This is a genomic window from Acinetobacter sp. ANC 4218 (assembly GCF_002135245.1).
GTDB lineage: Bacteria > Pseudomonadota > Gammaproteobacteria > Pseudomonadales > Moraxellaceae > Acinetobacter.
On record NZ_NEGD01000020.1, the window covers coordinates 13122 to 38619 of the forward strand.

A 25498-nucleotide genomic window follows, 5' to 3' on the forward strand; every position below is an offset into this window, starting at 1 on the left:
TTCCAGAGTTGTATCGTACGCGTGGTTTACGCCGTGCGCTTAAGTTGCTGTCGAACGATGATTTTCTATCTGGCTCACGGCATCATCGACACTTTGTGCATCATAACTCGAGCGGGGGAATAAAGGACTATTCACATACAATAAAGTTTCTGCGACTGAACGGCGTACGCGTGCCAACTTTAGCTTAATCCCCTCCTCTTGCAAATGCTCAGCCAACAATAACAATGCTTCAATACTGGTACTATCCAGGCTTGGGCATTCTTCAAGATTCAAAATCACATGCTGATAATTTTGCTCAGAAACCTTTTTTAGAATTGCATGACAGATTTTTTCTGCATTGGCAAAAAACAGGGGGTGATCAGGCCGTGCAATTAAAATAGCATCAGGTGCTACAGCTTCAGGAAAACGGTTGATATCAACAAAATCATGCCCGCCATTGAGACGTCCAAGCCAGGCAATTCGAGGAACAGAGTAGCTTTTCAATAACATTAAAATGCTCACCAGCACCGCAATCAGTAACCCATTGAGCACACCAAAAATAATCACTGCCCAAATTGCAATAATCGACAACAAGCGATCTTTATGCCAGATAAAATACTGTTTAAATGGGGCAAAACGAATATGTCCACTGACTGCATACATCACAATACCCGCCAAAACGGGTTCAGGAATATTGGCGATATACTTGCGAAAAAACAGTAAAAAAATCACCACGGCCAGCGCTGCTACCCAGGCTGATTTTTTGCTATTTGCCCCTGCAGATTCATTGGCTGAAGTCGCCGAATAACCTGCACCAACCGCCATTCCCTTAAACAGTCCTGAGCAGATATTGCTCATGCCCAATGCAATCAGGTCACGATTTGGCTGGATTGCATCATGGTATTTTAGGGCCGAGCTACGAATTGAAGTATAAGATTCTGCATAAATAATCAGTGCAACGGCCAGTGAAAGTTCTACCAGTTGCAACCAGCTATTCATACCCAACTGAGGCAAGTGAATACTCGGTAGAACCAACTCAAAATGCCCAACAGAACGGATTCCCCATGCGTGGGTATATCCCATCACATTGAAACTAATACCTAAAATAATCAGCAACAAGGCCACTGGAATAGTTTTATAGCGCTGGGTTAATTGCAAAGTGAAAAAGGTACAAAGTCCCATGATCAAAGCATGCCAGTTCCAGCTCGAATAGGCTTGTAGCATTTCCCACAACTGACGAAAAAAATTACTATGTTCAGGATGTACCTGTAATACTAAAGGAAGTTGCTTCAGCACAATGCTGAGTGCCAGGCCAAAAGAAAAACCCTTCAGTACAGGTTTTGCAATAAAATGTGTCACATCTCCAAGTTTAAATAACCCTGCGATCACCAGTAAAATTCCCGACAGAAATACCAGGGCATAGGCCAGACCTGCCCGTTCCGGCGAAGAAAACATGACTATGGTTGCCAGACCTGAACTCATGACTGCGGCAGAAGATGAGGTCGCAGAAACTATCGCAAAACGGCTATTCCCGATCAGACCATACAGCACTAAGCCCAGCACCAGTGCCACCAGACCACTTTGCGGTGGCAACCCGACCATATTGGAATAGGCGACCGCTTCAGGCAGCAGTAAACCTGCGATAGATAAACCTGCAATCACATCAAAAATAGGGAAATTTTTAGCAGCTGTCATAGACTAGTCAAATCTTGTATAGTCGGTGAGGGCATCTTCATGCTGCAGGTACACCGCACAAAGGTGGTGATCACCATCGGCGATAATTAATTGACGCCGTCCTAAATCACGTACCACATGAAAATTGTGTTCATCAATCATCCGACAGCATAACAAATCAGTCAAATAAAAGTCTGTAAAAAAAGCGGTTTTAATTAGAACTTGGCTATCTGATCAATATGAGATTCCTATCATAAATCAATAAAAGAAGAATGGGGACTGATCATATATCTGGCAGTTTAAAATACTTGATGAGTATTGTCGGTAACCGAGTAAAAAAGCGAATTTGAGATTTAATTTGATTAAATTTAACTGCCTCAATCTAGAAATTGCAGTTAAGTAAGAATAATTTATGGAAGAAGCCTATATAGATTAATCTTGTGCAACCTGATCCTTAACTAGGCTAGCGATATAATTCCCCCACCACTGCATCATTTCAATACGTTGTAAAAGATATTCAGCATGATTATAGCTTGCCCGTGTTTTATTTTTATCCGTATGTGATAGTTGCGCTTCAATCCAATTTGACTGAAATAATCCAGATTCATTTAATATAGTACTAAAAGTAGAACGTAAACCATGTGCAGATAGTTCATCCTTATCATAGCCCATTTTTCGAATGGTTATATTTAATGTATTAAAATGCAGAGGTCTATCTGGATAACGGGGGCTAGAAAATACATATTTTTCACCATGAGACCAAGCTAAAGCCGATTTTATCAGAGTCATTGCTTGGGCTGATAAAGGGACTAGGAAATCAGGAATATCATGGCCTAAAATGACTTTCCGTCGGAACTGTTTGATATGCAAAGCTGGTATTTTCCAAATTTTATTATCTAAATCAAAATGATGTGGTTCACAAAGTAGAAGCTCAGCCCCACGAACTCCAGTATAAAGTTTAAATAATAAGGCTTTTTTTATGATAGGGTCCGTATTAACTTGACTCAATCTGGTTATAAAATTAGGTAAATTTTCTGATTTTAAATAAGGATAATTTTTTTTGATTTTATTTTTTATTAATATTTTATTTAATCCATGAGCAATATTATATTCACAATAACCCATTGCCACAGCATAATCATAAATTTGGTTTAAATAACTGTAGGCTTTTTTAACAGGTTCCTTGACATGACGTGCTTCTATATTTTTAACGATAGTCACTAAATCATATCTTTTCACTTCATTAAATGGCATATTTCCTAAATCAGGATAAATCTCATGATTTAAAAATTTTTTTGCCAATTGAATAACACCACAACGAGGTTCATCTTTAAAAGAGTTTTTTATTTTGAACTCTAACCATTCTTCGCAAATGTCTTGAAATGTTTTTATATTTTTTTTACGTACTGTTTCATTTTTATAACCATTAAATTTATATTCATCCCGGGTAGTTCTGGCCTCTTTTAATGACATGAAAGGATATTCGCCCAACTTTACCCGCGGACGCTTATTACTACCTGCTACTGAATAACGATAACTCCAAGATTTACGTCCATTCAATTCCACCTTCAAACTTAAACCATCGTCATCTGTAAGAAAATAAACTTTTTCCTTGGGCCTAGCCTGGCGTACCTTCGCTTCCGTAAGACTCATAAATTTAAACCGAACCACTAATGACACTGTAGATATTAATTATAGCAAATTTAAGCAATTTTTATGTGATGCGTATCATACGCATCATACTATTTTTTAATTTATTGTTTTATATTAATTTAATTTTTAGTATTTCATTTTTAGTTACCAGATTAAGTACCACCAATATTACTTGCAAGATATCTGAAACTGCTGCTCTAGGAATTTAATGCCGAGAAAGAGTTAAATTAACTTGATCAGCGAGTTTTTTATGTATCCAAATATGCCCCCCCAACGAAGACAATAAGACAGTCAAACGGTCAGGCAACAGGAGTATGATGTGAATGAATAGAATATTGGCAAAGAACCACTGAATTTGGCAACCGTTCTAGGGAGGCTATTACAGGGGATAATACAGCCTAAAACCTTGGACGGCTTTAAGCCGCTTACGATGTCACTTTCTGTGAAGATCCCGCTGGATATCAGCAAATGGAGATTATGATAAGGCGCTGGATCTTAGCCAACCAGTGATGGTCAAACGGGGTTCTTGGCAAGCCGAGCTTTTCTGTGCCAGTCGCCGATGAAATTGTGATTTCGATTTCTGAGAGGTTGTGCACTAATTCAATCAGATCGCGGATGATCTGTTGACTGAGCAGATTCGATCAGAAATGCTCCATATGATTCAAAGCCGGATTGAACAGAATATTGATTTATTACATGCAAGATAAACATCTGTATGAGGATAGATAGAAATTTTATCCTTCCCTGTATGTTCCTGTGGCTTAAAAATCAGTCTTGAAATATGACTAAATTTGGAAAATTCTTATTTTAAAATAAATGGGCCAAGATCATTGCAAATGACCTGATGGAGAAATATTTATCTATGTAATTGTATTTATTACAAATAAAATATTTAAAAAAGATTTAATCTAATAAGTTTCAACAACCTTGCAAGATTTAAATCAGGTTATCGATGAGATCATCAGATGGAGATGATGCATCTCCATCTGATGAGGGTTTATTAATACTGCGTTTGACCTGGAATCCAGTTGGTTCCAGCAAGCGGTACACGAGCCATTGCCGCCGCCTCGACATTCAGTGCCACCAGATCTTCCGGATCCAGATTATGCAAATGCGATTTACCGCAGGCACGTGCCATGGTTTGTGCTTCCAAGACCAAAACACGCAGGTAATTGGCCAAATGGCGTCCACCTTCAACCGGATCGAGACGTTTTGATAGTTCTGGATCCTGAGTCGTAATCCCTGCAGGGTCACGGCCATTTTGCCAGTCATCATAATAACCCGCTGCTGAACCAATTTCTTTCAGTTCTTTGTCTAGACGCGGATGGTTATCTCCGAGCGCAATCAGCGCTGCTGTACCAATTGCTACCGCATCTGCTCCCAATGCCATCGCTTTGGCCACATCGGCACCTGTGCGGATACCACCAGAAACAATCAGCTGAACCTTACGGTGCATACCCATTTCCTGCAGGGCTTGTACCGCTTGCGGAATGGCAGGAAGAATAGGAATACCGACGTGCTCAATAAACACTTCCTGGGTAGCTGCTGTACCGCCTTGCATGCCATCCAGCACGATCACATCTGCACCAGCTTTCACCGCCAGTTTTACGTCATAATATGGACGGCTGGCCCCGATTTTGACATAGATTGGCTTTTCCCAATCGGTGATTTCACGGATTTCAGCAATTTTAATTGCCAAGTCATCTGGACCCGTCCAGTCCGGATGACGGCAAGCACTGCGCTGATCGACACCCACTGGCAAAGTACGCATGCCTGCCACACGTTCCGTCACTTTCATGCCCAGTAGCATACCGCCACCGCCGGGTTTAGCACCTTGTCCGAGTACGATTTCAATCGCATCTGCTTTACGCAAATCGTCAGGATTCATGCCGTAGCGCGATGGCAAATATTGATACACCAATGTTTGCGAATGACCACGTTCTTCAGGGGTCATGCCACCGTCACCGGTTGTGGTAGATGTGCCGACCATAGATGCACCGCGGCCTAAAGATTCTTTGGCATTGGCAGATAATGCACCAAAGCTCATGCCGGCAATTGTTACAGGAATTTTTAAATGAATCGGTTTTTTGGCAAAGCGTGTACCCAGTACCACATCGGTACCGCATTTTTCACGGTAACCTTCCAGCGGGTAGCGTGACATGCTTGCACCAAGCAGCAGCAAATCATCAAAGTGCGGCACTTTACGCTTGGTACCACCGCCACGGATGTCATAGATGCCAGTTGCCGCTGCACGCTGAATTTCTTGAATGGTTAAACGGTCAAACGTTGCAGATTCACGTAACACGGGTTCAAATTCTTGGATAGTTTGAGTCATGATTGATTGCTCCATTATTACGCTTGATTAGTATGCAGATGCATTGTCGACTTTGAAGTTGTACAGTTGGCGTGCCGAACCATAACGTTTGAAAGAAGCAGGATCTTCATCAAATCCGGCTTTAGACAGCAATTCTGCCAGTTCTGCCAGATGTTCCTGACGCATTTCTTTTTCAATACAGTCTGAACCTAGAGACTTCACCGCACCTTTGACATAAATTCTAGTTTCATACAGCGAGTCGCCCAGCGCATCGCCAGCATCACCGCAAACTACCAGACGGCCAGCCTGCCCCATGAAGCAGCTCATGTGTCCAATACTGCCGCCTACCACAATATCGACGCCTTTCATTGAAATGCCGCAGCGTGCCCCAGCATCCCCTTCAATGACCAGTAGACCGCCATGCGCTGTTGCGCCTGCTGCTTGAGAGGCATTGCCTTTGATATACACTGAACCTGACATCATATTTTCAGCTACGCCCACCCCAACATTACCGTTGACGATGACATGAGCTTCTTGATTCATGCCAGCGCAGTAATATCCGGCATGGCCGTCAATGGTGACATTCACAGGGGCTTTAATGCCAACGGCAATATTATGCTGGCCGCCTGGATTGCTGACTTTCCAGTCTACAATGCTGTCGGTCAGTTCTTTGCTATGCAGGGCCTGGTTTAAATCACGGATGCTGTCTACGCTTAAATCAAATTCATCTTTTAAAATTGAAGTGCTGATTTTTTCTGCAAATGCTGTATTCATAGGGTTATTCCTGTTTTCTATTCTGGGTCATTCTTAGGCGGCTTGATCTGCACTGCGTTGCCAAACATATAAGGTGGCTGGTTCTGGCTCCCAGACCTTGGCTTTGTCAATATTCGGCAATGATGCCAAGGCTTGATATTCGGAAGCCATGGCCACATAGTCATCGGTTTCTGCCAACACGGCCGGTTTACAGGCAATCGGATCGCGGATCACGGCAAAACCGTTTTTGGTGCCAATCGCGAAGGTAAAGAAACCGTCCAGATCGTCCAATGCATTGTTCAGTGCTTCTGCCAGAGAATCCCCTTGCTGTAAACGCCAAGTCAGATAGCCTGCAGCCACTTCGGTATCGTTATCTGTTTCAAAGCTGATGCCTTCACGTTTTAACTCCTGGCGTAAACGGGCGTGATTAGACAGAGAACCGTTATGTACTAAACATAAATCAGCGCCGGTAGAAAATGGATGACTGCCTTCCATGGTCACTGCACTTTCAGTGGCCATCCGGGTATGACCGATAATGTGACTGCCTTTCATATTCGCTAAACCGAAACGCTCAGAAATTTCGACCGGCAAACCCATGCCTTTAAGAATTTCGATGCTTTGACCGACACTCATGATCTTGAGCTGTGGGGCAATTTTGCCAATCGCCGCGCGCACTGTTTGTTCATCAGATTTTGCTTTAATGACTGCAGCCGTGGCGTTTTGGAACCAGTCCATGTCGGTGTTCAGTTCCGCTTTCAGTGCTTCTGCAAATGCAGACCAGTCAAATTCATCTTCAACCGACTGCAAGGTGAGTTTGACCCAGCCCTCAGACACTTCGTCACCATAAATGGCAAAGCCTGCGCTGTCAGGACCACGCCCGGTCATCGACTCCAGCATCGGTTCAAACAGTTTACCGAGTTGTGATTCCAAAGCTGGATTTTTTAAGTATAAGCCTACGATTCCGCACATAATTGTTCTCCGCTAAATGCTCTTTTTAATTCATGTCCTAGGGACGCTATGGGGTGAAAATAAAGTTTAGAAAAATTCGGTATAGCGCTGAATTTCCCAATCTGAAACATGGCGGCTGTATTCAACCCATTCCATGCTTTTTTGCAGGATGAATTCGTCAACTATTTCAGCACCGAGAGTTTCTCTAAACAGCGGATCTGCTTTTAGAGCCTCGACAGCTTCTTTCAGGGATTGAGGCAGGGTGCCAATACCACGTGCAGCAATTTCTTCCAAACTCAAGGTATACAGGTTTTCATTGCATGCAGGTGGCGGGGTCAGTTCACGTTCAATACCGTCTAAGCCGGCAGCAATAATCGCTGCAGAAACCAAATAAGGGTTGCAACCGGCATCCGGCAAACGCAGTTCAATACGGCCATAAGGGATACGAACCATGGCGGAGCGGTTATTTGAACCATAGGCAATAAATGCCGGTGCCCAGGTCGAACCTGAAAGGGAGCGACCCACCACCAGGCGCTTATATGAGTTCACAGTTGGGGCACAGAAGGCACACAGGGCCGGACCATGCTCAAGCAACCCTGCAATAAAGTGATAGGCCATTTTTGACAAGCCCATGCCTTGCGGATCACTGTCATCATTAAATAGGTTGCTGGATTCTGCACTGCCTATCGACAAGTGGAAATGCATGCCATTGCCGGCACGTTTCGGGTCTGGCTTGGGCATAAATGAACAGACCATGCCCAAATCATTGGCAATTTCACCGGCCGCCATACGGAAGAACGTGAACATATCCGCCGAGTTCATGGCATCACTATAGGTATAGTTAATCTCAAACTGGCCGTTTGCATCTTCATGGTCAATTTGGTAAATATCAAAACCGACTGGAATTAAAGCCTCGGTAATCCGTTCCAGGAACTGGCGTGAACGGGATAGACCTTTATAGTCATAGCAGGGCTTGTCCAGATTGTCTGACTCATCGACTGCTTTCAGTTTGCCGTCTTCACCACGGCGGAACAAGCTGAATTCAGGTTCCAGGCCGGTATTGAGGGTCCAGCCTTTAGCCGACAGGCGCTCAACTTGTTTGCGTAGTACATAGCGAGAATCGTAGGGATGTGGTTTGCCGTTGACATAGCCCTCACAGACCACACGGCCATAACCTGGCTGCCAGGGTACTGGTGTTAAAGAAGATAAATCACCTTTCACCATAAAGTCTGGACCATGCGGCTGCATCCCCATACCTGAAATGGCAAAACCGGCAAAACCTACCCCTGCACCTTCAATGGCTTTAAGACCCGAAATCGGTACGGATTTTGTTTTTGCTGACCCATGAATATCGACAAACTGAGCCAATACATATTTTAATTGATGATCATCAATGACTTTCTGTACTTCTGCACGGTACTTGGGCTTGCTAATGATGTCCTGTTCTTCTTCAAAGAACTCTTTTACGATGGCCTGCTGGAACATATTTGACATACTCCCGATATGACAAAAAATGATATTTGGCTCGAATAATGCACAGATATTTGATTCAATGTATTATTCAGCAGAAGAAACTTTCTTTCCTAAAGAGAAAGCAATTCTCTTGCCAACTTTTTTAGATCGGTTAAAAAATTTGTGCTTGGGGCCTAAAAGCCTTAATATTCCTAAAGAGAATAAAAGTTTCATAAGATAATACTTTCATTCCACATCGGGGCTGCTTTTTAATTTTGATTAAGAGTCAGCAGAATTTAGATTCAAAACAGTGCGAGTTGATCCATAATGAGACAAAACAAGAACAGCCTTAAACTGGAACAGTACATTGGCATTCAAATCAAACGCTGCCGTCAGGAACAGGGCTTGAAACTGGCGGAAGTCGCACAGACTGCTGAAATCAGTCAGGGTATGCTGAGTAAAATTGAGAATGCCCAGGTCTCGACCAGCCTTGAAACGCTAAGCCGCCTATGTGAAGTACTGGGAATCCCCTTATCCACCTTATTCAGTCAATATGACCATCAGGAAAGCCGGGCAATGATTGTGAAATCAGGCGAAGGAATGGAGGTGGTGCGTCGTGGTACCGAAAAAGGGCATACGTATCATCTGCTGACCCATTCTCGCGGGCCGCGCAAAAACTTTGAAGCCTATTTGGTCAGCATGGATGATGCCAGCGAAGAATTTCCCACCTTTGCCCACCCGGGAACAGAGATGCTGTATCTGATTGAAGGTGAAATCATGTACCGTCATGGCGATGAAGTATTTCATATGCAGCCAGGCGACTGCTTGACTTTAGATGGTGAAATTCCGCATGGCCCAGAACAACTGATTAAAGTCCCGATCCGTTTGATCTCTATGGTGAACTATGGGGATAACCAGGCCGAATAAAGCGGCCCTGTTTTTATAAAAAAGATGGCAGTGCCATCTTTTTTGTTTATATGCTTCGAATAAACCGTGCGGTAGCGTATCAAAGTTTATCTTGCCCTACCCTTATTGCCCCTTCGCCATCTCAACAGCCCCCTCCTTTACGACAACAGTCCTCCGCTGTTGCAGAGACCAAAATTCAACTCTGGTATAAGAATTGCTTTGCTTAAAAATAAATAAATATTCCCAATAAGAATATATTATTGCAGCGCATTGATTTTGGGATATTGATCTTTACAGCCTAGTAAAAAAATCCGGAGTACAACTTATGTGGGTAAATCATTTAAAAAGAATTGTCGCAGCGAACCTGCTGCTGCCTGGCTTGGCCTTTGCAGGTGAAACCGATCTGGATAGCGCCTCCACTGTATGGATGATGTTGTCCACACTGCTGGTACTGCTGATGTTTGTTCCCGGCTTGGCACTGTTTTATGGCGGTATGGTCCGCGCCAAAAATATTCTGTCCATTTATACCCAGTTTTTTGCTGTGGCAGGCGTGGTTTGTGTACTGTGGCTGACTGTGGTTTATAGCATGAGTGCAGACAAAACCCATATGCAAGCAGGGGTAACCAATCTCTACAGCTTTGTCGGCAGTTTAAATAAGGCCTTTCTGGTGGGTATTGATGAAAATACTCTGCTGGGCGGTGTACCTGAATATATTCTGATCATTTTTGGCATGACTTTCGCAATCATTACCCCCTGTCTGGCCATAGGTGCTTTTGCTGAACGCATGAAGTTTGGCGCGGTGGTGTTGTTTTCTGCTCTGTGGCTGGTTTTGGTATATGGACCAATGACTCATATGGTCTGGGGCGGTGAAGGTGCAATCATGCACACCTGGGGAGTTCTGGACTTTGCTGGCGGTACCGCGGTGCATATTAATGCCGGCATTGCCGCCTTAGTCGGCGCAATTGTATTAGGCAAGCGTAAAGGCTGGCCGGCTGCACCCGTTCCCCCGCACAATGTGGTCTATACCATGATCGGCGCAGCATTTTTATGGGTAGGCTGGTTCGGCTTTAACGTCGGTTCTGCATTCGCGGTAAATGCATCGGCCACCATTGCCATGATGACCACTATGGTGGCGACCTGCGGCGGCATCTTAGGCTGGATGGTGATTGAAAAAATGCATACCCATCATGTCACGGCTTTGGGCCTGGCTTCAGGTGCGATTGGCGGATTGGTGGGCATTACCCCTGCAGCAGCTTATGTCGGACCTTTTGGTGCGTTGGCGATCGGCTTTATCACCGCCATCTGCTGTTTTTATGCCGTGACCAAGCTGAAGCATAAAATGGGGATTGATGATGCCCTGGATGTCTTTGCTCTGCATGGCATAGGCGGCATGGTCGGCTGTATGCTTACCGGTATTTTCTGCATCCCGCAACTGGGCGGCAAAGTGGCCGACATTTCCCTGCTGAACCAGTTGGCTGCACAGGCAGGCAGTATTGTACTCACCGTAATTTATTGTGGCGTGCTGACCTGGCTGATTATGAAGTTCGTCGATAAGACCATCGGTTTACGTGTAACCCCGGAACAGGAAGAGCGCGGTCTAGATGTCAGCGATCACAACGAACGTGCATATAACAATTAACGCCACGGCCAGCTTTCAACTGATAAATTAAAATTTCATTTTAGTCCATTTAAAATTCTTCAACTTCACCAAGCAAATGCTTCAGGGCATTTGCTTTTATTTTTGCAAGTACAATGCCGAGACTGGCAGTTTCCATCTGCTTTTCCGGGGTGAAAACAGCTGACCATGGCTAAAGGGTTACTTCTTTTGAGATATAGACGCCCTAGCTTGAAAATGATTATGATAGATCGTTTAACTGCAAATTAAGTAAAAATATATATTTGAAAAATAATAAAATAATTATTAATTACAGACTAGTGGTATAAGAATTGCATCTTGAATCATGAAAGAAATATTCCCTTTAGTAATACCAATTCCCACCAAAAAAATGGTCAAGCTAATGTAAATCCATATTCATGAGATTCAGGAGCAATTCATGATAATGAACAATGTGAAGAAGTTACTCATGCTGAGTGTACTGCTGTCGCCTAGCGCAGTTTTTGCCGCTGAGGGAACGATTGATGGACCTGCCACTGTATGGCTCATGGTTTCTATTGTTATTGTCCTACTGATGTTTATTCCAGGACTTGCGCTGTTTTATGGCGGTATGGTCCGCGCCAAAAATATCCTGTCTTTATTTACCCAGTTTTTTGCGATTGCCGGGATTGTCGGCATTTTATGGGTGGCCGGGGTATATAGTCTGGCAACCGATACCACCAATATGCAAGAAGGCGTTTATAACCTGAACAGCATTGTCGGTGGCCTGGATAAACTGATGCTGCAGGGCATCACCGCAGAAAGTCTGGCAGGTGGCATTCCTGAATATATCTTGATTGTGTTCCTGATGACCTTTGCCATGATAACGCCGTGTATTGCACTGGGTGGCTTTGCGGAAAGAATGAAATTCCGGGCAACGGTTATTTTTTCATCTCTGTGGATAGTGCTGGTCTATGGTCCAATGGCGCATATGGTATGGGGCGGCAAAGGTGCATTATTCCATAACTGGGGAGTATTGGACTTTGCCGGCGGTACTGCGGTACATATTGCCGCCGGGGTCACGGCATTTGTTGGTGCCATAGTGGTGGGCAAACGTAAAGGCTGGCCTGCTACGCCGATGCCGCCGCACAATGTAGTATTTGTGATGATTGGCGCAGCATTGCTCTGGGCCGGCTGGTTCGGTTTTAACGTGGGTTCGGCTCTGGCCATCAATTCTTCAGCCGCACTGATTTTGATGACCACCATGCTGGCAACCTGCGGTGGTATTGTCGGCTGGATGTTTGCTGAAAAAATGTATTCCGGCCATGTCACAGCCTTTGGTCTGGCTTCAGGTGCCATTGGCGGCTTGGTGGGCATTACCCCGGCGGCCGCTTATGTTGGCCCTTTTGGTGCAATTGTGATTGGCCTGCTCACCAGTATGGCCAGCTATTACGCGATTATGATACTAAAGAAAAAGCTCGGCGTAGACGACGCGCTGGATGTATTTTCATTACATGGCATTGGCGGTATGGTTGGCTGCCTGCTGACCGGTATTTTCTGTATTCCGGAGTTGGGCGGCAATGTTGAAGGCATTTCCCTGCTCCCGCAATTCTTGGCACAACTGGCCAGTATTGCGATGACCTTTGCCTATGTCGGCATCTTGAGCTGGATCTTGCTGAAAATCATTGATAAAACCGTGGGGCTACGTGTCACGGCAGAACAGGAACAACAAGGCCTGGATGTCAGTGATCATAACGAACGTGCTTATAATTAAAGGCCGTGGAAAATCAAGTAACAAGGGCTTCGGCCCTTGTTTTTTTATGGCGGCTTGGGATAAACATCGCTTTGCATCATTTGCATACATGGCTATGCTGCCCTTTGCGGATTAAATCCCGCTACTGTCCATCTGCGGATTTTAACTGCTGAGTACCCTGTCAACGGGTTAACAATTATTCTCTCTTATGAGCAAAACAGGGATAGATAGCTTGCTGACGGCTTCCTTTCGGTCATTTCCCAGAGCACATCTTTGAGATTGTATGATCGAATGCCGAGTGCTCCAGCACTATAGGTTGCTGAACATTCCCAAAAAACCACAAGGAAAATTTTCTATACAGGGTTTGTAACTGCTAATTGAAATCTACTTATTTCTATACTATTATATACAACATGAGTAAATATGTAAGCATTAGCGTTGCAGCTAAAACATTAGGTGTTTCCATTCAAACATTAAGGCGTTGGGATGAAGAAGGCACTTTGGTTGCAGATCGAACCCCTAAAAATCATAGACGATATGATCTGAGTAAGATCATGCCTGAGCAAATACACAAGCCCGATAGTCAACTTCAAAGGAAAACCATTGCATACGCAAGGGTATCGAGTCATGACCAAAAAGAAGATTTAATTCGACAGCAACAAGTTCTTGAAATGTACTGTGCAAATCAAGGTTGGACGTTTGAATTAATCTCCGATCTTGGTTCGGGTATGAACTATAGAAAAAAAGGCTTAAATAAGCTGCTAGAAGCAATCATGAATGATGAAATCGGACGTTTGGTTTTAACGCATAAAGATCGCTTATTGCGGTTTGGTGCTGAGTTGGTTTTTGCCTTATGTGAAGCTAAAAGCGTGGAGATCGTCATTCTTAATAAGGGTGAAAATTTGTCTTTTGAGGAAGAACTTGCTCAAGATGTTTTGGAAATCATTACAGTGTTTTCGGCAAGATTATATGGTAGTCGTAGTAAGAAAAACCAAAAGTTAATACAGGCAGTCAAAGACGCACTATGAGCCGATTCATACGAGGGCATGTAATCCAATTACTGCCAAATAATAAGCAAGCAAGTCATTTCGCTCAAGCGAGTGGTGTTGCTCGTTTGTCGTATAATTGGGCTTTAAAAGAATGGCAACGTCAATATAAAGCAGATAAGGAATATAGAGATCAGTGTGACTATTATGGCGTTCAGGTGGATAAAAAACTTCTAAATAAACCATCCGAAGCTAAAATAAGAAAGCACTTAAACTCGTTCAAGCGTGAGAAATACCCTTTCATGCTTAAAGTGACCAAATGTGCGCCACAACTTGCGATTAAGCAATTGGGTAGTTCATTTGATCGTTTTTTTAATGGTCAATCCAAATATCCAAAGCCTAGAAAAAAAGGCGTAGATGATCGCTTCTCATTATCAAATGACCAATTCAGCATTAAAGATAGAAAAATTAGTATCCCAAACTTGGGTTGGGTAAAAATGACTGAGGATTTGCGTTATCAAGGAAAAATATTATCAGCGAAAATATTTAAACAGGGTGGTAAGTGGTTTGCTTCGATTGCTGTTGAATTAAATCAGCCTGAGAAACTTCACCCCAAAACAGGTTTATCTGTTGGTATTGATTTAGGTGTTTCCAGTCTTGCCACTTTATCTAATGGCGAGGTTGTTCCATCAAGTGCGCCACTAAAGAAACAGCTTGCCAAGTTAAGACGACTTGCTAAGTCTTTTAGCCGTAAAAAGAAAGGTAGTCAAAACAGAGAAAAAGCGAAAACCAAGCTCTCTCGTTTGCACTACAAAATATCATGCTTGAGAAAAAACAATCTTCATCAAGTCACATCTGATTTAGTTAAGCGATTCGATCTGATTGCGATTGAGGATTTAAATGTGAAAGGTATGGTACAAAACCGTAAGCTCTCAAGAGCCATATCGGATATGGGCTTTTATGAGTTCAAGCGACAGTTGATTTACAAGGCTAAACAGCATGGCAAATCAATACTTTCTGTTGGACGATTCTTTCCAAGCAGCAAGATGTGTTCGAATTGTGGTGAATTAAACCAAAACCTGACACTTGCAATGCGTGAGTGGCGATGTTCATGTAACACCCTGCATCACAGGGATATTAATGCTGCCATCAATATTCTAAAACATGCAGATAAAGAATTGGTGGCTACATAAGCCACCAATGGCGGTGAGTTACACCGTGACAGCCTATGGAATTGAGGTAATCCCAAGCGCAATAGCAATTGGTTCTTGATGATGAAGTAGGAATTAAACATTAAACCCACGTAAGTAGGTTTAAGTAGGTTTTAAATAACGGTCATCATTATAGAGAAATCGGGTAGCGCGATCATGTAGCCATGGTGGCAAGAACAAACGACGGATTTCGTCCTATTGCTTTGAAGCATTTAATTTTTTTCTTGATCAAAACGATGCTTTAGTAAATGGTGAATGCTTAAAAGCATAGTGCTGGAATGGGCGGCTGTACGCTCTTATGATAAAGGTTGATTGCTGTCCTGACTCTAGGGCATAAAGCAAATGGCTGCCAGCTTACGCTAACAGCCATTCAGGGGGATTACAGTTGGGGGAAAACAGAATTGTTATTTATGCAATGCTGAGCAGCCCGTCAATACCGACAGCCTGACCATCAAATTCTGCAATGGCATCCAGCAGGACATTCCACAAATACAGTGCAGAAGCCCGGTCACACAAGAGATTGAATTTCGGCGCCTGGGCATCGCTGACATTCATCACCACAGCATTAATGCGCGCCACCGAGGTCTGTGCAATCTGACCTGCAGCAAAAGCTTCTGCGGACAAATCGACGGCACACAGCTTAGCCATGATGAAAGCCACAGATTGCCCAGTTAGCTGAATCCAGGCATGGCTATCCTGACGCGGCAGCAGATAGTTGGCGCGGTCACTCAGCTCCCAGCTCTGTTCCAGTGCGGCTATACTTTCACCAAAATCCTGCATTGCACCCAGCACTAAATATTCGGTCGCAGACAGCCGTGCCACAATGCTGCCATTGGCCTGATGACACAATCGATTGGGTTCATCCGGCAATCTAAAACCCGCTGCAGTTAAATAGCTGGCACTGTCGGTTCCCCGGAAACCGACGCGTGGCATATTGGTTAAATCCACCACTGCACATTGCTGAATGTGCTGGGACTTACCGCCTGCAAGAAACATGCGTCCTGCGCCATAAGACTGATAGGCCGCACAGGTTTTTTGAATGGGACTGCGTTCTGCTTGAGGTAAAATACTCATGATCAGATCTCCTGACGGGCATTATTAGGGTCATAGAAAGGCGCTTTTACTACTGTGGCGTAGACACTTGCACCTTTTTCCACACGAATCTGGAACTGCTGGCCCACTGCGCTTTGCTCGATACCGACATACGCCATGCCAATAATTTGGTCCAGAGTGGGTGAATATTCACACGAAGTTACGTTTCCTGTAATTTTGTCGCCATTCAGCACAATATGGCCTTCCAGCGGTTTTTGCTGCTGTTTGTCCAGCACAAAAGACACCAATTTGCGTTTCATGGGCTGCTGTTCCAAAATGGCAATGGAACGCTTGCCCACGAACCATGGCTTGCTTTTCGCTACAGCCCAGCCTAAGTCCACTTCTTTAGGATGCGACATGCCATCGGTATCCTGACTGATAATGATATGACCCTTTTCCAAACGCAGTAGTCGCTGGCTTTCCACCCCAAAAGGCTTCATGGAGAACTCTTGACCCGCCTGCATCAGCAGATCCCACATGAACTCGCCATAACGTGCAGGGAAGTGAATTTCATAGCCCAATTCGCCTACAAAGCCAACGCGCAAGATACGCACAGCAATGCCCTGAATGGTTCCGGTGCGCAAACCCAGGTAGGGAAATGCTGCTGCACTGAAGTCCACGTCCTGACAGACCTTTTGCAGCACTTTGCGGGAATTCGGACCGGCAATATTCACCGCCGCAAATGCCGACGTGACATTGGCTATATCGACATTTAAGCGCCACTGCGCATTCCATTTCAGCATTTGCTGGTAAATGCGGTCTACCCCACTGGTGGTTGCGGTAACATAAAAGTGGTTTTCACTTAAACGCCCGGCAACACCATCGTCTATCACCACGCCATCTTCGGCAGTCATGACTGCATAACGGGTTTTACCCACCGGTAATTTTACAAAACCAAAGGTATATAATCGGTTGAGGAACTCGCCGCTGTCAGGCCCGCGAAGATCTAATCCGCCTAAAGTAGATACATCAATCATGCCGACATTCTGACGTACATTGCGCACTTCGTTTTCAATATGCTGCAAACGGCCAGAGACGTCACCATAATAGGCCGGACGCTGCCAGTTGCCTGCCGGCATCATTTGTGCACCGGCCTCAATATGGCGTTGATGCATGGCGGTCTGACGGAAAGGATCAAAACCGCGTCCCGCAATATGCGCCAATTTTTCTGCAGTGAACGGTGGACGGGCGGTCGTCACCCCGGTTTCGCTCACTGTGCGGTCTGTATATTTTGCCACGAGACGCGCAGTAGGCAAGGCTGAATGACGGCCTTGAGAAGGTCCCATACCCACAGTAGAAAAACGCTTGACCAGCTGTACATCACGGTAGCCCGATTTGGTGGCATTAATAATGTCGCGGATTTGCAGGTCTTCATCATAATCGACAAATTCTTTGCCCTTAGGATGCGCGAAAATTGGCCATGGGAAATTCACCGCTGCTTCGACAACAGGTTTTTTCGCTGCTGTAGCAGCATTGCCCAAAATGGCATTCACTGCATCCGTGGCGGTTTGCACTGCATCATGCAGAACATTGTCCAGCTGATGCACACCGGCAACAGAGCCGCTAATGTGCAATCCCTGAGGTAAACCGGAAATGCTGAACTGTGCCTTTTTGTCGTTATAGTTCAGTTTGGCACCGGCTTGACACAGCAGCTGGTACACCGGCATATAACCGGATGACATGGCCAGCACATCACAATCAATTTTCTTGCTGTGTGTACCCACCTGGCCTTCTGCAACAATACTGCGTATATCGACTCCGGTCAGATGCTGCATGTCCTTGCTATGCAAGGCTTCATACACGGTACTGCTGAGATAGACCGGAATGTGGTGCAGTTCAACCGCTTTTTGCAAAGCGGGATCTTCTGCACCGGCGCGCATGTCGACTAGGGCGGCCACAGAGATACCGGCTTCGGCCAGATCTAGGGCGGCCAGATAGCCGTCATCGTTACCGGTTAAAATAACCGTTTTCTGGCCGGGCCGTACCCCATACAGTTTGACCAGACGCTGTACGGCACTGGTCAACAGCACACCGGGCAAGTCGTTGTTGCGGAACACCACTGGCTGGTCAAAACTGCCGCTGGCCACAATGCATTGCTTGGCACGGACTTTATACATACGCTTGCCTTGAATGACCGGTAAATAATGATCGGTAAACCAGGCATTACAAATGGCTTGTTTCAGCACGCTAATGTTTTCATGCTGTTCTACTTGCGCAATCAGTTTGGCTGCACATGCAGCGGCTTTTTTACCCTCGGCATCAAAACGCGCATAATGCAGGCTACCACCCAGTATTTTATCCTGTTCAATTAACAACACTTTCATGCCGGCATTCGCGGCGGTTAACGCTGCCTGCAAGCCGGCCGGACCGGCACCAATAATGGCAATATCTGTAAATAGATAGGCTTTGTCATAGTATTCAGGCTGAAAATTCAGATCCAGCACCCCCAGCCCGGCTTTTTTACGGATCATGGTCTCCCACAGCTTCCAGACCCCTTTAGGCTTGTAGAATGAGCGGTAATAGAAGCCGACAGGCATAAATTTTGAGAATTTGCCTAAAAACGCATCGCTGTCTTTCATTAACGAGCCAGCATAGTTTTGCCCCATTGCCGACAGATGCGCTGCAATCTCGGTGCTATCTGCCAGTACATTCGGCTCCTGCGGCAATTGAATCAGCGTATTGGCATCTTGTCCCGCCATGGTTAAAGGTGCACGCGGACGGTGGTATTTAAAAGAGCGCGACATAATCCAGCGCTGATTGGCAATCAAGGCACTGGCAATACTGTCGCCCGCATAGCCCTGAAAAGTCTGCTGATCAAACTGAAAAGTCACAGGCTGGTTGCGGTCAATCAAAATGCCATACGGCAAAGGCAGTCGGTTTAAATCTAGATTGCTCATGCGGATACCTCCTGTTTAGCAGCCTGTTCTGCTGTTTTTTCTGTAGCTGGCGGATTTTCAAAATCGATGCGCTGGCTAAACATTTCCTTGGCATCAAAGGTACGCAGAATTTCATCGCTCACTGTATGGCGCTCGGCAATAAACCAATAACTGCTTGGGGTATGCATCCACCATTCCAGTACCACACCGGCAATATTGCTTTTATTGAACACATAATCTGCCCATTCTTCATTGCTGCAGGTGTTCTGGTCCGGCATGGTTTTCAGCTCGCCGCCATAACTAAATTCACTGATATTTCTTGGACCATTTAAAGGACAAATCATTATTTTCATGGGTTTACTCCTTAATGGCTCGCCGCAGTGGCGCCCATTTCATTGACTTGCTGGAAGCGGCTGAAACGCGACAATTCAAATGGCTTGATCAGATCCGGCGTACGGCCAGTCGCCACAAGTTCCGCCATGGTCTTGCCACAGATCGGGGTGGATTTAAAGCCCCACGTGCCCCAGCCTGCATCCAGGTAATAATTGTCATAAGGCGATTTGCCCATAATCGGGCTGTAGTCAGGCGTCATGTCGGTCATGCCAGCCCATTGGCGCATGAGTTTGACATTGGCCATAAACGGGAACATTTCAATGGCATGAGCCAGCAGGCTTTCTTTTAAATCCAGGGTAGAACGGGTGTTGTACAGCGGATAAGGGTCTGAACCGCCACCAAAGACAATTTCACCGCGGCTGGTTTGCTGCACATAGCAGTGCAAAGCAGATGAACTGACCAAAGGATTGATAAACGGTTTAAACGGCTGGGACACCATGGCTTGCAGCGGGAAGGTATGAATCGGCGACTTGATATGCAGCTTGTTCATTAAAATGCTGGAAGCGCCGGCAATCGCCTGTACCACGCAGCCACACTTGATGCTGCCACGGTTGGTTTTTACCGCCGTGACCTGGTTTTTTTCAGTCACAAAATCCTGTACTTCAGTCAGCTGGTGGATTTCCACGCCGCGTTTCGCCGCTTCCTTGGCATAGCCCCAGGCCACGGCATCATGCCGTGCTGTGGCACCATCCATATGCCAGAGTCCTGCCAGAACAGGCAAATGCGCGGGATCAAGATTCAGACACGGTACCAGCTCCTTAATTTGCTGGCGGTCAATCATTTCGGTACGACCACCAAAATGCTTGTTCACTTCGGCACGCTGGCGGAAGGCACGCACAGTAGAATCGGTATGCGCCAAAGTCAGCTGGCCGCGCTCTGAATACATGATGTTGAAGTCAAATTCATTGGACAGGTTTTTAAATAAATCAACCGATTCTGAATAGAACTTCACTCCTTCTGAGGTCAGATAGTTGGAACGGATCACCGCAGTATTACGCGCCGTATTACCACCGCCAAGATAGGATTTTTCCAGCACAGCAACATTGGTGATGCCTTGATATTTTGCAAGATAATATGCGATTGCCAAACCATGACCGCCAGCGCCAATAATCACTACGTCATAGTGTGATTTCAGCTCCTTCGGTGGAGGCAAATCAACTTCAACAGGATATTCACTGCTTAATCCGTATTTGAGCAAACCAAGTGGCATGATTTCTTCTCCAAGGCATCTTTTCCAATGCCGCTAGCTTATTTTTTAAAAATGTTTGCCTGCATACGCGCAGCATCAAGGGTATTTTTCATCAGGTAGGCAATGGTCATGGGACCGACACCGCCCGGAACAGGCGTGATGGCTTTGACCACAGACAGCGCATCGTCATAATCGACATCTCCGACCAGACGGTTTTTGCCGTTTTCCTGAATGCGGTTAATCCCCACATCAATGACCACCGCACCCGGTTTTAAATAGGATGCATCGATCATTTTCGGTCTACCGACCGCTGCCACCAGAATGTCCGCATTTTTGCAAATGTCGCGAATATTCTGGGTGCGTGAATGGACAATGCTGACGGTGCAACTTTCTTTTAATAACAGCGCTGCCATCGGCTTGCCGACAATGTTGGAACGGCCGACCACCACTGCATGCAGTCCGGACAGATCCGGCCCCAGAGTGTCTTTGAGCAGACGAATACAGCCGGTCGGTGTACATGGGGTTAACACCTCGCGGCCCTGACTCAGACCGCCGACATTTTCACTATGGAAACCGTCAACGTCCTTAAGCGGGTGAATGCGCTGCAACACCGCCGTTTCATCAATATGTGCCGGCAACGGCAGCTGCACCAGGATGCCATGCACGGTGGCATCTGCATTCAGTTCATCAATTTTCTGCAGCAGCGTGTCAGCATCTGTATCTGCTGACATGCGGTATTCCAGTGAGCGGATGCCGACATACAGCGCTTTTTCAACCTTGTTGCGCACATAGACATGACTGGCCGGATCATCTCCGACCAGGACTACCGCAAGGCAAGGCTCAATACCTTGCGCTTTCATCTGCTGCACTTCGCTTTTGATCTCGTCCAAAACGGTTTGTGCAGTTGCTTTGCCGTCAATAATCAGCGGCTGTGAATGTTCTTGAATGGCTATGTTCATTTAAATACCACCGTACGGTCATCATTAAGGAATACGCGGTGTTCAACAAAGTATTTCACCGCTTTGGACAGCGCGACTGTTTCGGTATCACGCCCCACCGAGACCAGGTCATCCGGTAAATAGGCATGGTCGACCCGCTGCACTTCCTGCTCGATAATCGGACCTTCGTCCAGATCACCGGTGACAAAATGTGCCGTGGCCCCGATCAGTTTGACGCCGCGTTCAAAGGCCTGGTGATAAGGCTTGGCCCCTTTAAAGCCAGGCAGGAACGAATGGTGAATATTGATGGCGCGTCCTGCCAGCTGGCGGCACAGGTTGTCTGACAGGATTTGCATATAGCGCGCCAGAATCACCAGTTCGGTACCGGTTTCATCCACAATTTTTAGCAGTTCCTGTTCCTGCTGTGCTTTAGTCTCTTTAGTCACCGGTAGATAGATAAAGCGCAGGCCTTCACGTTCTGCAATGGGACGTAAATCCAGATGGTTGGAGACCACTGCAGTAATCTGGAAATCCAGTTCGCCTTTATGATGGCGATACAGCAGGTTGAGGAAACAGTGATCAAATTTGCTGACCAGGATCATGACTTTCATCGGTGCGCTGCAGTCATAGAAGGTCGCCTGCATCGCGAACTGCTGTTCGACTTCGGCAAAGCTGGCTTTCAGGCTGTCAATATCGCCACTGGCGTCATTGAAACGGAAGACAATACGGGTAAAGAAATAGCCGGTGGTCTCGTCATCATACTGTGCCATTTCACTGATATAGCAGCCGTTCTGGGCAAGGCAGCCGCTGATGGCGGCAACGATGCCGGATGCAGCCGGGCAACGGATTTTTAGAATATATTGGGCTGAAGTGTGCTGCGTCATGGTCGATTTGCTCCGGTATTTAAGGCAGTCAAAACTCAGGTGCTCAAGATGGATATTCTTAAGAGTAAATTTAATTTCTTGTAAAAATTTATATAAAAACACACGCCGTTGTCCATATTTCTTGTTTAAATTCAGCTACTTTTTATGAGTATGCCTTTAGAGGTATAGGTAAAATTGGCCAGCCATCGCAGTATTAAAATCAGCCGTATGCTGAGCTGATCCGGCATAAAACTCAATTCAGGGAGTCAATACAGATGGCATGGATAGTTTTAGTTCTGGCCGGTATTTTTGAGATTATCTGGGCCTATTCCATGAAACTTTCAGCCGGTTTTAGCAAGCCGGTCCCCACCCTCATGACGGTGGTTTTCGTAATTTTAAGCTTTCTGCTGTTGAGCTATGCCATGCGTACGCTGCCCCTAGGCACGGCTTATACCATTTGGTCGGGCATAGGTGTGGTCGGGGCATTTTTGCTGGGCATCCTGATCTTGGGCGAGCAGGCCACCTTTATGCGTATTTTAGCCGCCGTTCTGATTACGGTTGGACTGCTATTGATGAAATTATCCGAGCCCTCCTGATCTGCAATTTGGTTCAGGCCATCAAGCAGATGCGCAGTTTTAATGCATAAAATATTCATAACAGGAATAAATGCCAGATTTAGCCGGTATCAAACAGGACAAATCGGTTATTGGCAAACTTGGCGCGGTATTTGCTTTTTATCAATTGAACTTTGTAAAAGGAGAATGCGATGAGCTATCCGGAACACTTTGTGATTAAGAAAATTCGCTTATTAACACCGACCACCTGTGAGGTGTATATGCTGAATATGAACAAGAAGTTTATGAAAGGCTGGCTGATTCGATGCAATCAGGGGCTGGTTCAGCAGTTTCATGAACAGATGAATAATTTGATGCAGTCTGCCCAGCCTTTTCAGGCATTGTTGCAGCTGAAGCAGTTTCATCGGGTAGAGGTTTTATGTTAAGCCAAATCTAGCCAGCAGGAGATTAATTTCCTGCTGGTGCTTTCGCACATCTTAATAAAAATCAATAATTTAAAAAACTTTCCTAAAAATAAAAAAACTTTCCTAAAGCCGTAGACGGCTGAAAAAAAATCCTATATAAATTCTCACAGAGAAAATAATTTTCCTAAAGAGAAAATTAAACATCGCATAGAAACTCACTTTAAAGATTGAGAATTTATAGGAAGCACCCCTATGCCCCAGAACGCTCCAGCCCAATATATTCTAAAAATCCGTTGCCCGGCTGCATCCGGCATCGTTGCCGCCATCAGCGGCTGCCTTGCCCAGAACGGCTGCTATATCAGTGAAATGGCACAGTATGATGACGAGACCACCGGCTATTTCTTTACCCGTATTGTCTTCCGTTTCAATGACGCCAGTGGCGATATTGACAGCCTGAAAGCCAGCTTTGCCGAAGTCGAACAGCAGTTCGCGATGCAGGCGACCTTCTATGACTGCAGCGCACCGATGAAAGTCATGATCCTGGTCAGCAAATTTGATCACTGTTTCCTCAACCTGCTGTATCGCCATCATAAAGGCGAACTGGATTTCCAGATTACTGCAGTGGTGTCCAACCATCTGGATTTACGTCCGATTGCAGAACGTGAAGGCCTGCGCTTTATCTATCTGCCGGTGACCAAAGAGACCAAAGCACAGCAGGAACAGGAACTGCTGAAAATTGTGGATGAAACCGGTACCGAACTGGTGATTCTGGCGCGCTATATGCAGATCCTGTCAGACAACCTGTGCCGCCAGCTGGCAGGACGCGCCATCAATATTCACCATTCATTCCTGCCTGGCTTTAAAGGGGCCAAGCCTTATCACCAGGCTTTTGAACGTGGCGTCAAACTGATCGGGGCCACGGCACATTTTGTCACCGGTGATCTGGACGAAGGTCCGATTATCGAGCAGGAAGTGCAGCGGGTCGACCATGCCTATTTGCCGGATGACCTGGTCTCGGTGGGGCGTGATACCGAAACAGTCGCGCTGTCCAAAGCGGTGAAATACTTTGTCGAACACCGCGTATTCCTTAATGATGACCGTACGGTGGTATTTAAATAAGGCCTAAGTGAAAGCTAAGCGCATCACCAGCGCAGCTGTACGGCCACTCAGGTGGAAAAACCAGACTGGCCGTACAAATGTATCGATTGCTATTGATATGATTTTAAAATGAAAAATGGCATCATTCTTGCAAAATAAAACTTGTTCAAGAATGAAAATGAATACAATAAAATTAAGAGGTACTGTATGAAACTAATCACCGCCATTATCAAACCATTCAAATTGGACGATGTCCGTGAAGAGCTCAACAAACACAGCATTCATGGTATGACCGTGACCGAAGTCAAAGGCGCAGGCCGTCAAAAAGGCCATACCGAAATGTACCGCGGTGCCGAATACAGGGTCGATTTTTTGCCGAAAGTGAAATTGGAAGTGGCCGTCCGGAGCGATCAGGTCGAATCAGCAATTGAAATTATCAGCAAATTTGCCGCTACGGGCAAAATTGGCGATGGTAAAATTTTTGTCAGCGCGCTGGAACAAGTGGTACGTATCCGCACTGGTGAAACCGGTATGGACGCCATTTAGTGTTATGCTCGATCCTATCCCCCCACCCTTTGGTTTGATCACCCTCGCAAAAGTTAAACACTGAATTACCCGGCAAGTGGGGTTTGGGGACACTTGACATACTCCCACCACTTTCGACTAGCTCCTTGCGAAACTCGTTTCTCAGGGATTCTAAAAGCAAAGGCTCTTAGGCGACTTCCTCACGGATTTCGCTTGCTTTCTGCTTCGCAGGGCGACCTTTACTGCGTCTTCCCTCCACAGACAAAACGGTATGTCCTACCGCTAAGATGTTACGAGATGCGTTAATATCCGCATTCGCAAC

The 25498-nt window shown here is 45.6% G+C and carries 22 protein-coding genes and 1 pseudogene; 10 read left to right on the plus strand and 13 right to left on the minus strand.

Annotation, left to right across the window (positions count from 1 at the left end; genetic code table 11):
- Window positions 1–39: 39 nt before the first annotated feature.
- The 6 genes from B9T38_RS15350 to glnT all read right to left on the minus strand — a co-directional run bounded on the left by B9T38_RS15350 (window position 40) and on the right by glnT (window position 8806).
- Window positions 40–1674: a SulP family inorganic anion transporter gene (locus B9T38_RS15350; protein WP_086197622.1), complete on the minus strand. Its 1635-nt coding sequence runs from the start codon at window positions 1672–1674 to the stop codon at window positions 40–42.
- Between the two features lie 411 nt (window positions 1675–2085).
- The gene (locus B9T38_RS15355) at window positions 2086–3306 is read right to left on the minus strand and encodes a tyrosine-type recombinase/integrase (RefSeq protein ID WP_086197623.1); all 1221 of its coding nucleotides are present in this window, start codon (window positions 3304–3306) and stop codon (window positions 2086–2088) included.
- Window positions 3307–4306: 1000 nt separating this feature from the next.
- A complete protein-coding gene (locus tag B9T38_RS15360; protein ID WP_004704280.1) occupies window positions 4307–5641 on the minus strand; it encodes an FMN-binding glutamate synthase family protein in 1335 nt (444 codons plus the stop codon).
- Window positions 5642–5668: 27 nt separating this feature from the next.
- Window positions 5669–6394: a GltB/FmdC/FwdC-like GXGXG domain-containing protein gene (locus B9T38_RS15365; RefSeq protein WP_086197624.1), complete on the minus strand. Its 726-nt coding sequence runs from the start codon at window positions 6392–6394 to the stop codon at window positions 5669–5671.
- A gap of 33 nt (window positions 6395–6427) precedes the next feature.
- Window positions 6428–7342, minus strand: coding sequence for a class II glutamine amidotransferase (locus B9T38_RS15370; RefSeq protein ID WP_004704283.1), 915 nt, complete (start codon window positions 7340–7342; stop codon window positions 6428–6430).
- Window positions 7343–7408: 66 nt separating this feature from the next.
- The gene (gene glnT, locus B9T38_RS15375) at window positions 7409–8806 is read right to left on the minus strand and encodes a type III glutamate--ammonia ligase (protein ID WP_004704285.1); all 1398 of its coding nucleotides are present in this window, start codon (window positions 8804–8806) and stop codon (window positions 7409–7411) included.
- A 294-nt stretch (window positions 8807–9100) separates the two neighbouring features.
- On the opposite strand from glnT, the gene B9T38_RS15380 reads away from it, so the two are divergent.
- The 5 genes from B9T38_RS15380 to B9T38_RS15400 all read left to right on the plus strand — a co-directional run bounded on the left by B9T38_RS15380 (window position 9101) and on the right by B9T38_RS15400 (window position 15205).
- The gene (locus tag B9T38_RS15380; RefSeq protein ID WP_004704287.1) at window positions 9101–9700 is read left to right on the plus strand and encodes a helix-turn-helix domain-containing protein; all 600 of its coding nucleotides are present in this window, start codon (window positions 9101–9103) and stop codon (window positions 9698–9700) included.
- A gap of 304 nt (window positions 9701–10004) precedes the next feature.
- Window positions 10005–11318 carry an ammonium transporter gene (locus B9T38_RS15385; RefSeq protein WP_086197625.1) on the plus strand — a complete coding sequence of 438 codons (1314 nt, stop codon included), beginning with the start codon at window positions 10005–10007 and terminating at the stop codon, window positions 11316–11318.
- A 415-nt stretch (window positions 11319–11733) separates the two neighbouring features.
- Window positions 11734–13047: an ammonium transporter gene (locus B9T38_RS15390; RefSeq protein WP_086197626.1), complete on the plus strand. Its 1314-nt coding sequence runs from the start codon at window positions 11734–11736 to the stop codon at window positions 13045–13047.
- Between the two features lie 392 nt (window positions 13048–13439).
- Complete coding sequence (locus B9T38_RS15395) at window positions 13440–14054, plus strand: IS607 family transposase (RefSeq protein ID WP_086197627.1); 615 nt, start codon at window positions 13440–13442, stop codon at window positions 14052–14054.
- On the plus strand, window positions 14051–15205 hold the full coding sequence (locus B9T38_RS15400; RefSeq protein ID WP_005402020.1) for an RNA-guided endonuclease InsQ/TnpB family protein: 1155 nt from the start codon (window positions 14051–14053) through the stop codon (window positions 15203–15205). Before B9T38_RS15395 ends, B9T38_RS15400 begins: the two co-directional genes overlap by 4 nt.
- Before the next feature lie 426 nt (window positions 15206–15631).
- Here the strand turns inward: B9T38_RS15400 and B9T38_RS15405 are convergent, their stop codons facing one another.
- From B9T38_RS15405 to purU (B9T38_RS15430), 6 genes are read right to left on the minus strand one after another with little or no spacing between them, the layout of a single operon-like run.
- On the minus strand, window positions 15632–16297 hold the full coding sequence (locus B9T38_RS15405) for a sarcosine oxidase subunit gamma (protein WP_004704291.1): 666 nt from the start codon (window positions 16295–16297) through the stop codon (window positions 15632–15634).
- A gap of 2 nt (window positions 16298–16299) precedes the next feature.
- Window positions 16300–19212: a glycine cleavage T C-terminal barrel domain-containing protein gene (locus B9T38_RS15410; RefSeq protein ID WP_004704292.1), complete on the minus strand. Its 2913-nt coding sequence runs from the start codon at window positions 19210–19212 to the stop codon at window positions 16300–16302.
- Entirely contained in the window at window positions 19209–19544 is a 336-nt protein-coding gene (locus tag B9T38_RS15415; RefSeq protein WP_004704293.1) for a sarcosine oxidase subunit delta, read from the minus strand. The genes B9T38_RS15410 and B9T38_RS15415 overlap by 4 nt, the downstream gene beginning before the upstream one ends.
- A gap of 11 nt (window positions 19545–19555) precedes the next feature.
- On the minus strand, window positions 19556–20794 hold the full coding sequence (locus tag B9T38_RS15420) for an FAD-dependent oxidoreductase (protein ID WP_004704294.1): 1239 nt from the start codon (window positions 20792–20794) through the stop codon (window positions 19556–19558).
- 38 nt (window positions 20795–20832) lie between these two features.
- On the minus strand, window positions 20833–21732 hold the full coding sequence (gene folD / locus B9T38_RS15425; RefSeq protein WP_004704295.1) for a bifunctional methylenetetrahydrofolate dehydrogenase/methenyltetrahydrofolate cyclohydrolase FolD: 900 nt from the start codon (window positions 21730–21732) through the stop codon (window positions 20833–20835).
- A complete protein-coding gene (purU, locus tag B9T38_RS15430) occupies window positions 21729–22595 on the minus strand; it encodes a formyltetrahydrofolate deformylase (protein ID WP_004704301.1) in 867 nt (288 codons plus the stop codon). Before purU (B9T38_RS15430) ends, folD begins: the two co-directional genes overlap by 4 nt.
- A 218-nt stretch (window positions 22596–22813) precedes the next feature.
- Here purU (B9T38_RS15430) and B9T38_RS15435 point away from each other — a divergent pair, with 218 nt between their 5' ends.
- The 5 genes from B9T38_RS15435 to B9T38_RS15450 all read left to right on the plus strand — a co-directional run bounded on the left by B9T38_RS15435 (window position 22814) and on the right by B9T38_RS15450 (window position 25197).
- Window positions 22814–23170, plus strand: coding sequence for a DMT family transporter (locus B9T38_RS15435; protein WP_353615847.1), 357 nt, complete (start codon window positions 22814–22816; stop codon window positions 23168–23170).
- A gap of 70 nt (window positions 23171–23240) precedes the next feature.
- On the plus strand, window positions 23241–23369 hold the full coding sequence (locus tag B9T38_RS17100; RefSeq protein ID WP_286086731.1) for a hypothetical protein: 129 nt from the start codon (window positions 23241–23243) through the stop codon (window positions 23367–23369).
- Window positions 23341–23574, plus strand: coding sequence for a hypothetical protein (locus B9T38_RS15440; protein WP_086197629.1), 234 nt, complete (start codon window positions 23341–23343; stop codon window positions 23572–23574). Before B9T38_RS17100 ends, B9T38_RS15440 begins: the two co-directional genes overlap by 29 nt.
- Window positions 23575–23805: 231 nt before the next feature.
- Window positions 23806–24672, plus strand: a complete 867-nt coding sequence (gene purU, locus B9T38_RS15445) for a formyltetrahydrofolate deformylase (RefSeq protein WP_004704296.1) — start codon at window positions 23806–23808, stop codon at window positions 24670–24672.
- Window positions 24673–24858: 186 nt separating this feature from the next.
- On the plus strand, window positions 24859–25197 hold the full coding sequence (locus B9T38_RS15450; RefSeq protein ID WP_086197630.1) for a P-II family nitrogen regulator: 339 nt from the start codon (window positions 24859–24861) through the stop codon (window positions 25195–25197).
- A gap of 166 nt (window positions 25198–25363) precedes the next feature.
- On the opposite strand, the pseudogene B9T38_RS15455 reads toward B9T38_RS15450, so the two are convergent.
- A pseudogene (locus tag B9T38_RS15455) lies at window positions 25364–25498 on the minus strand (RNA-guided endonuclease InsQ/TnpB family protein); the annotation flags it as partial.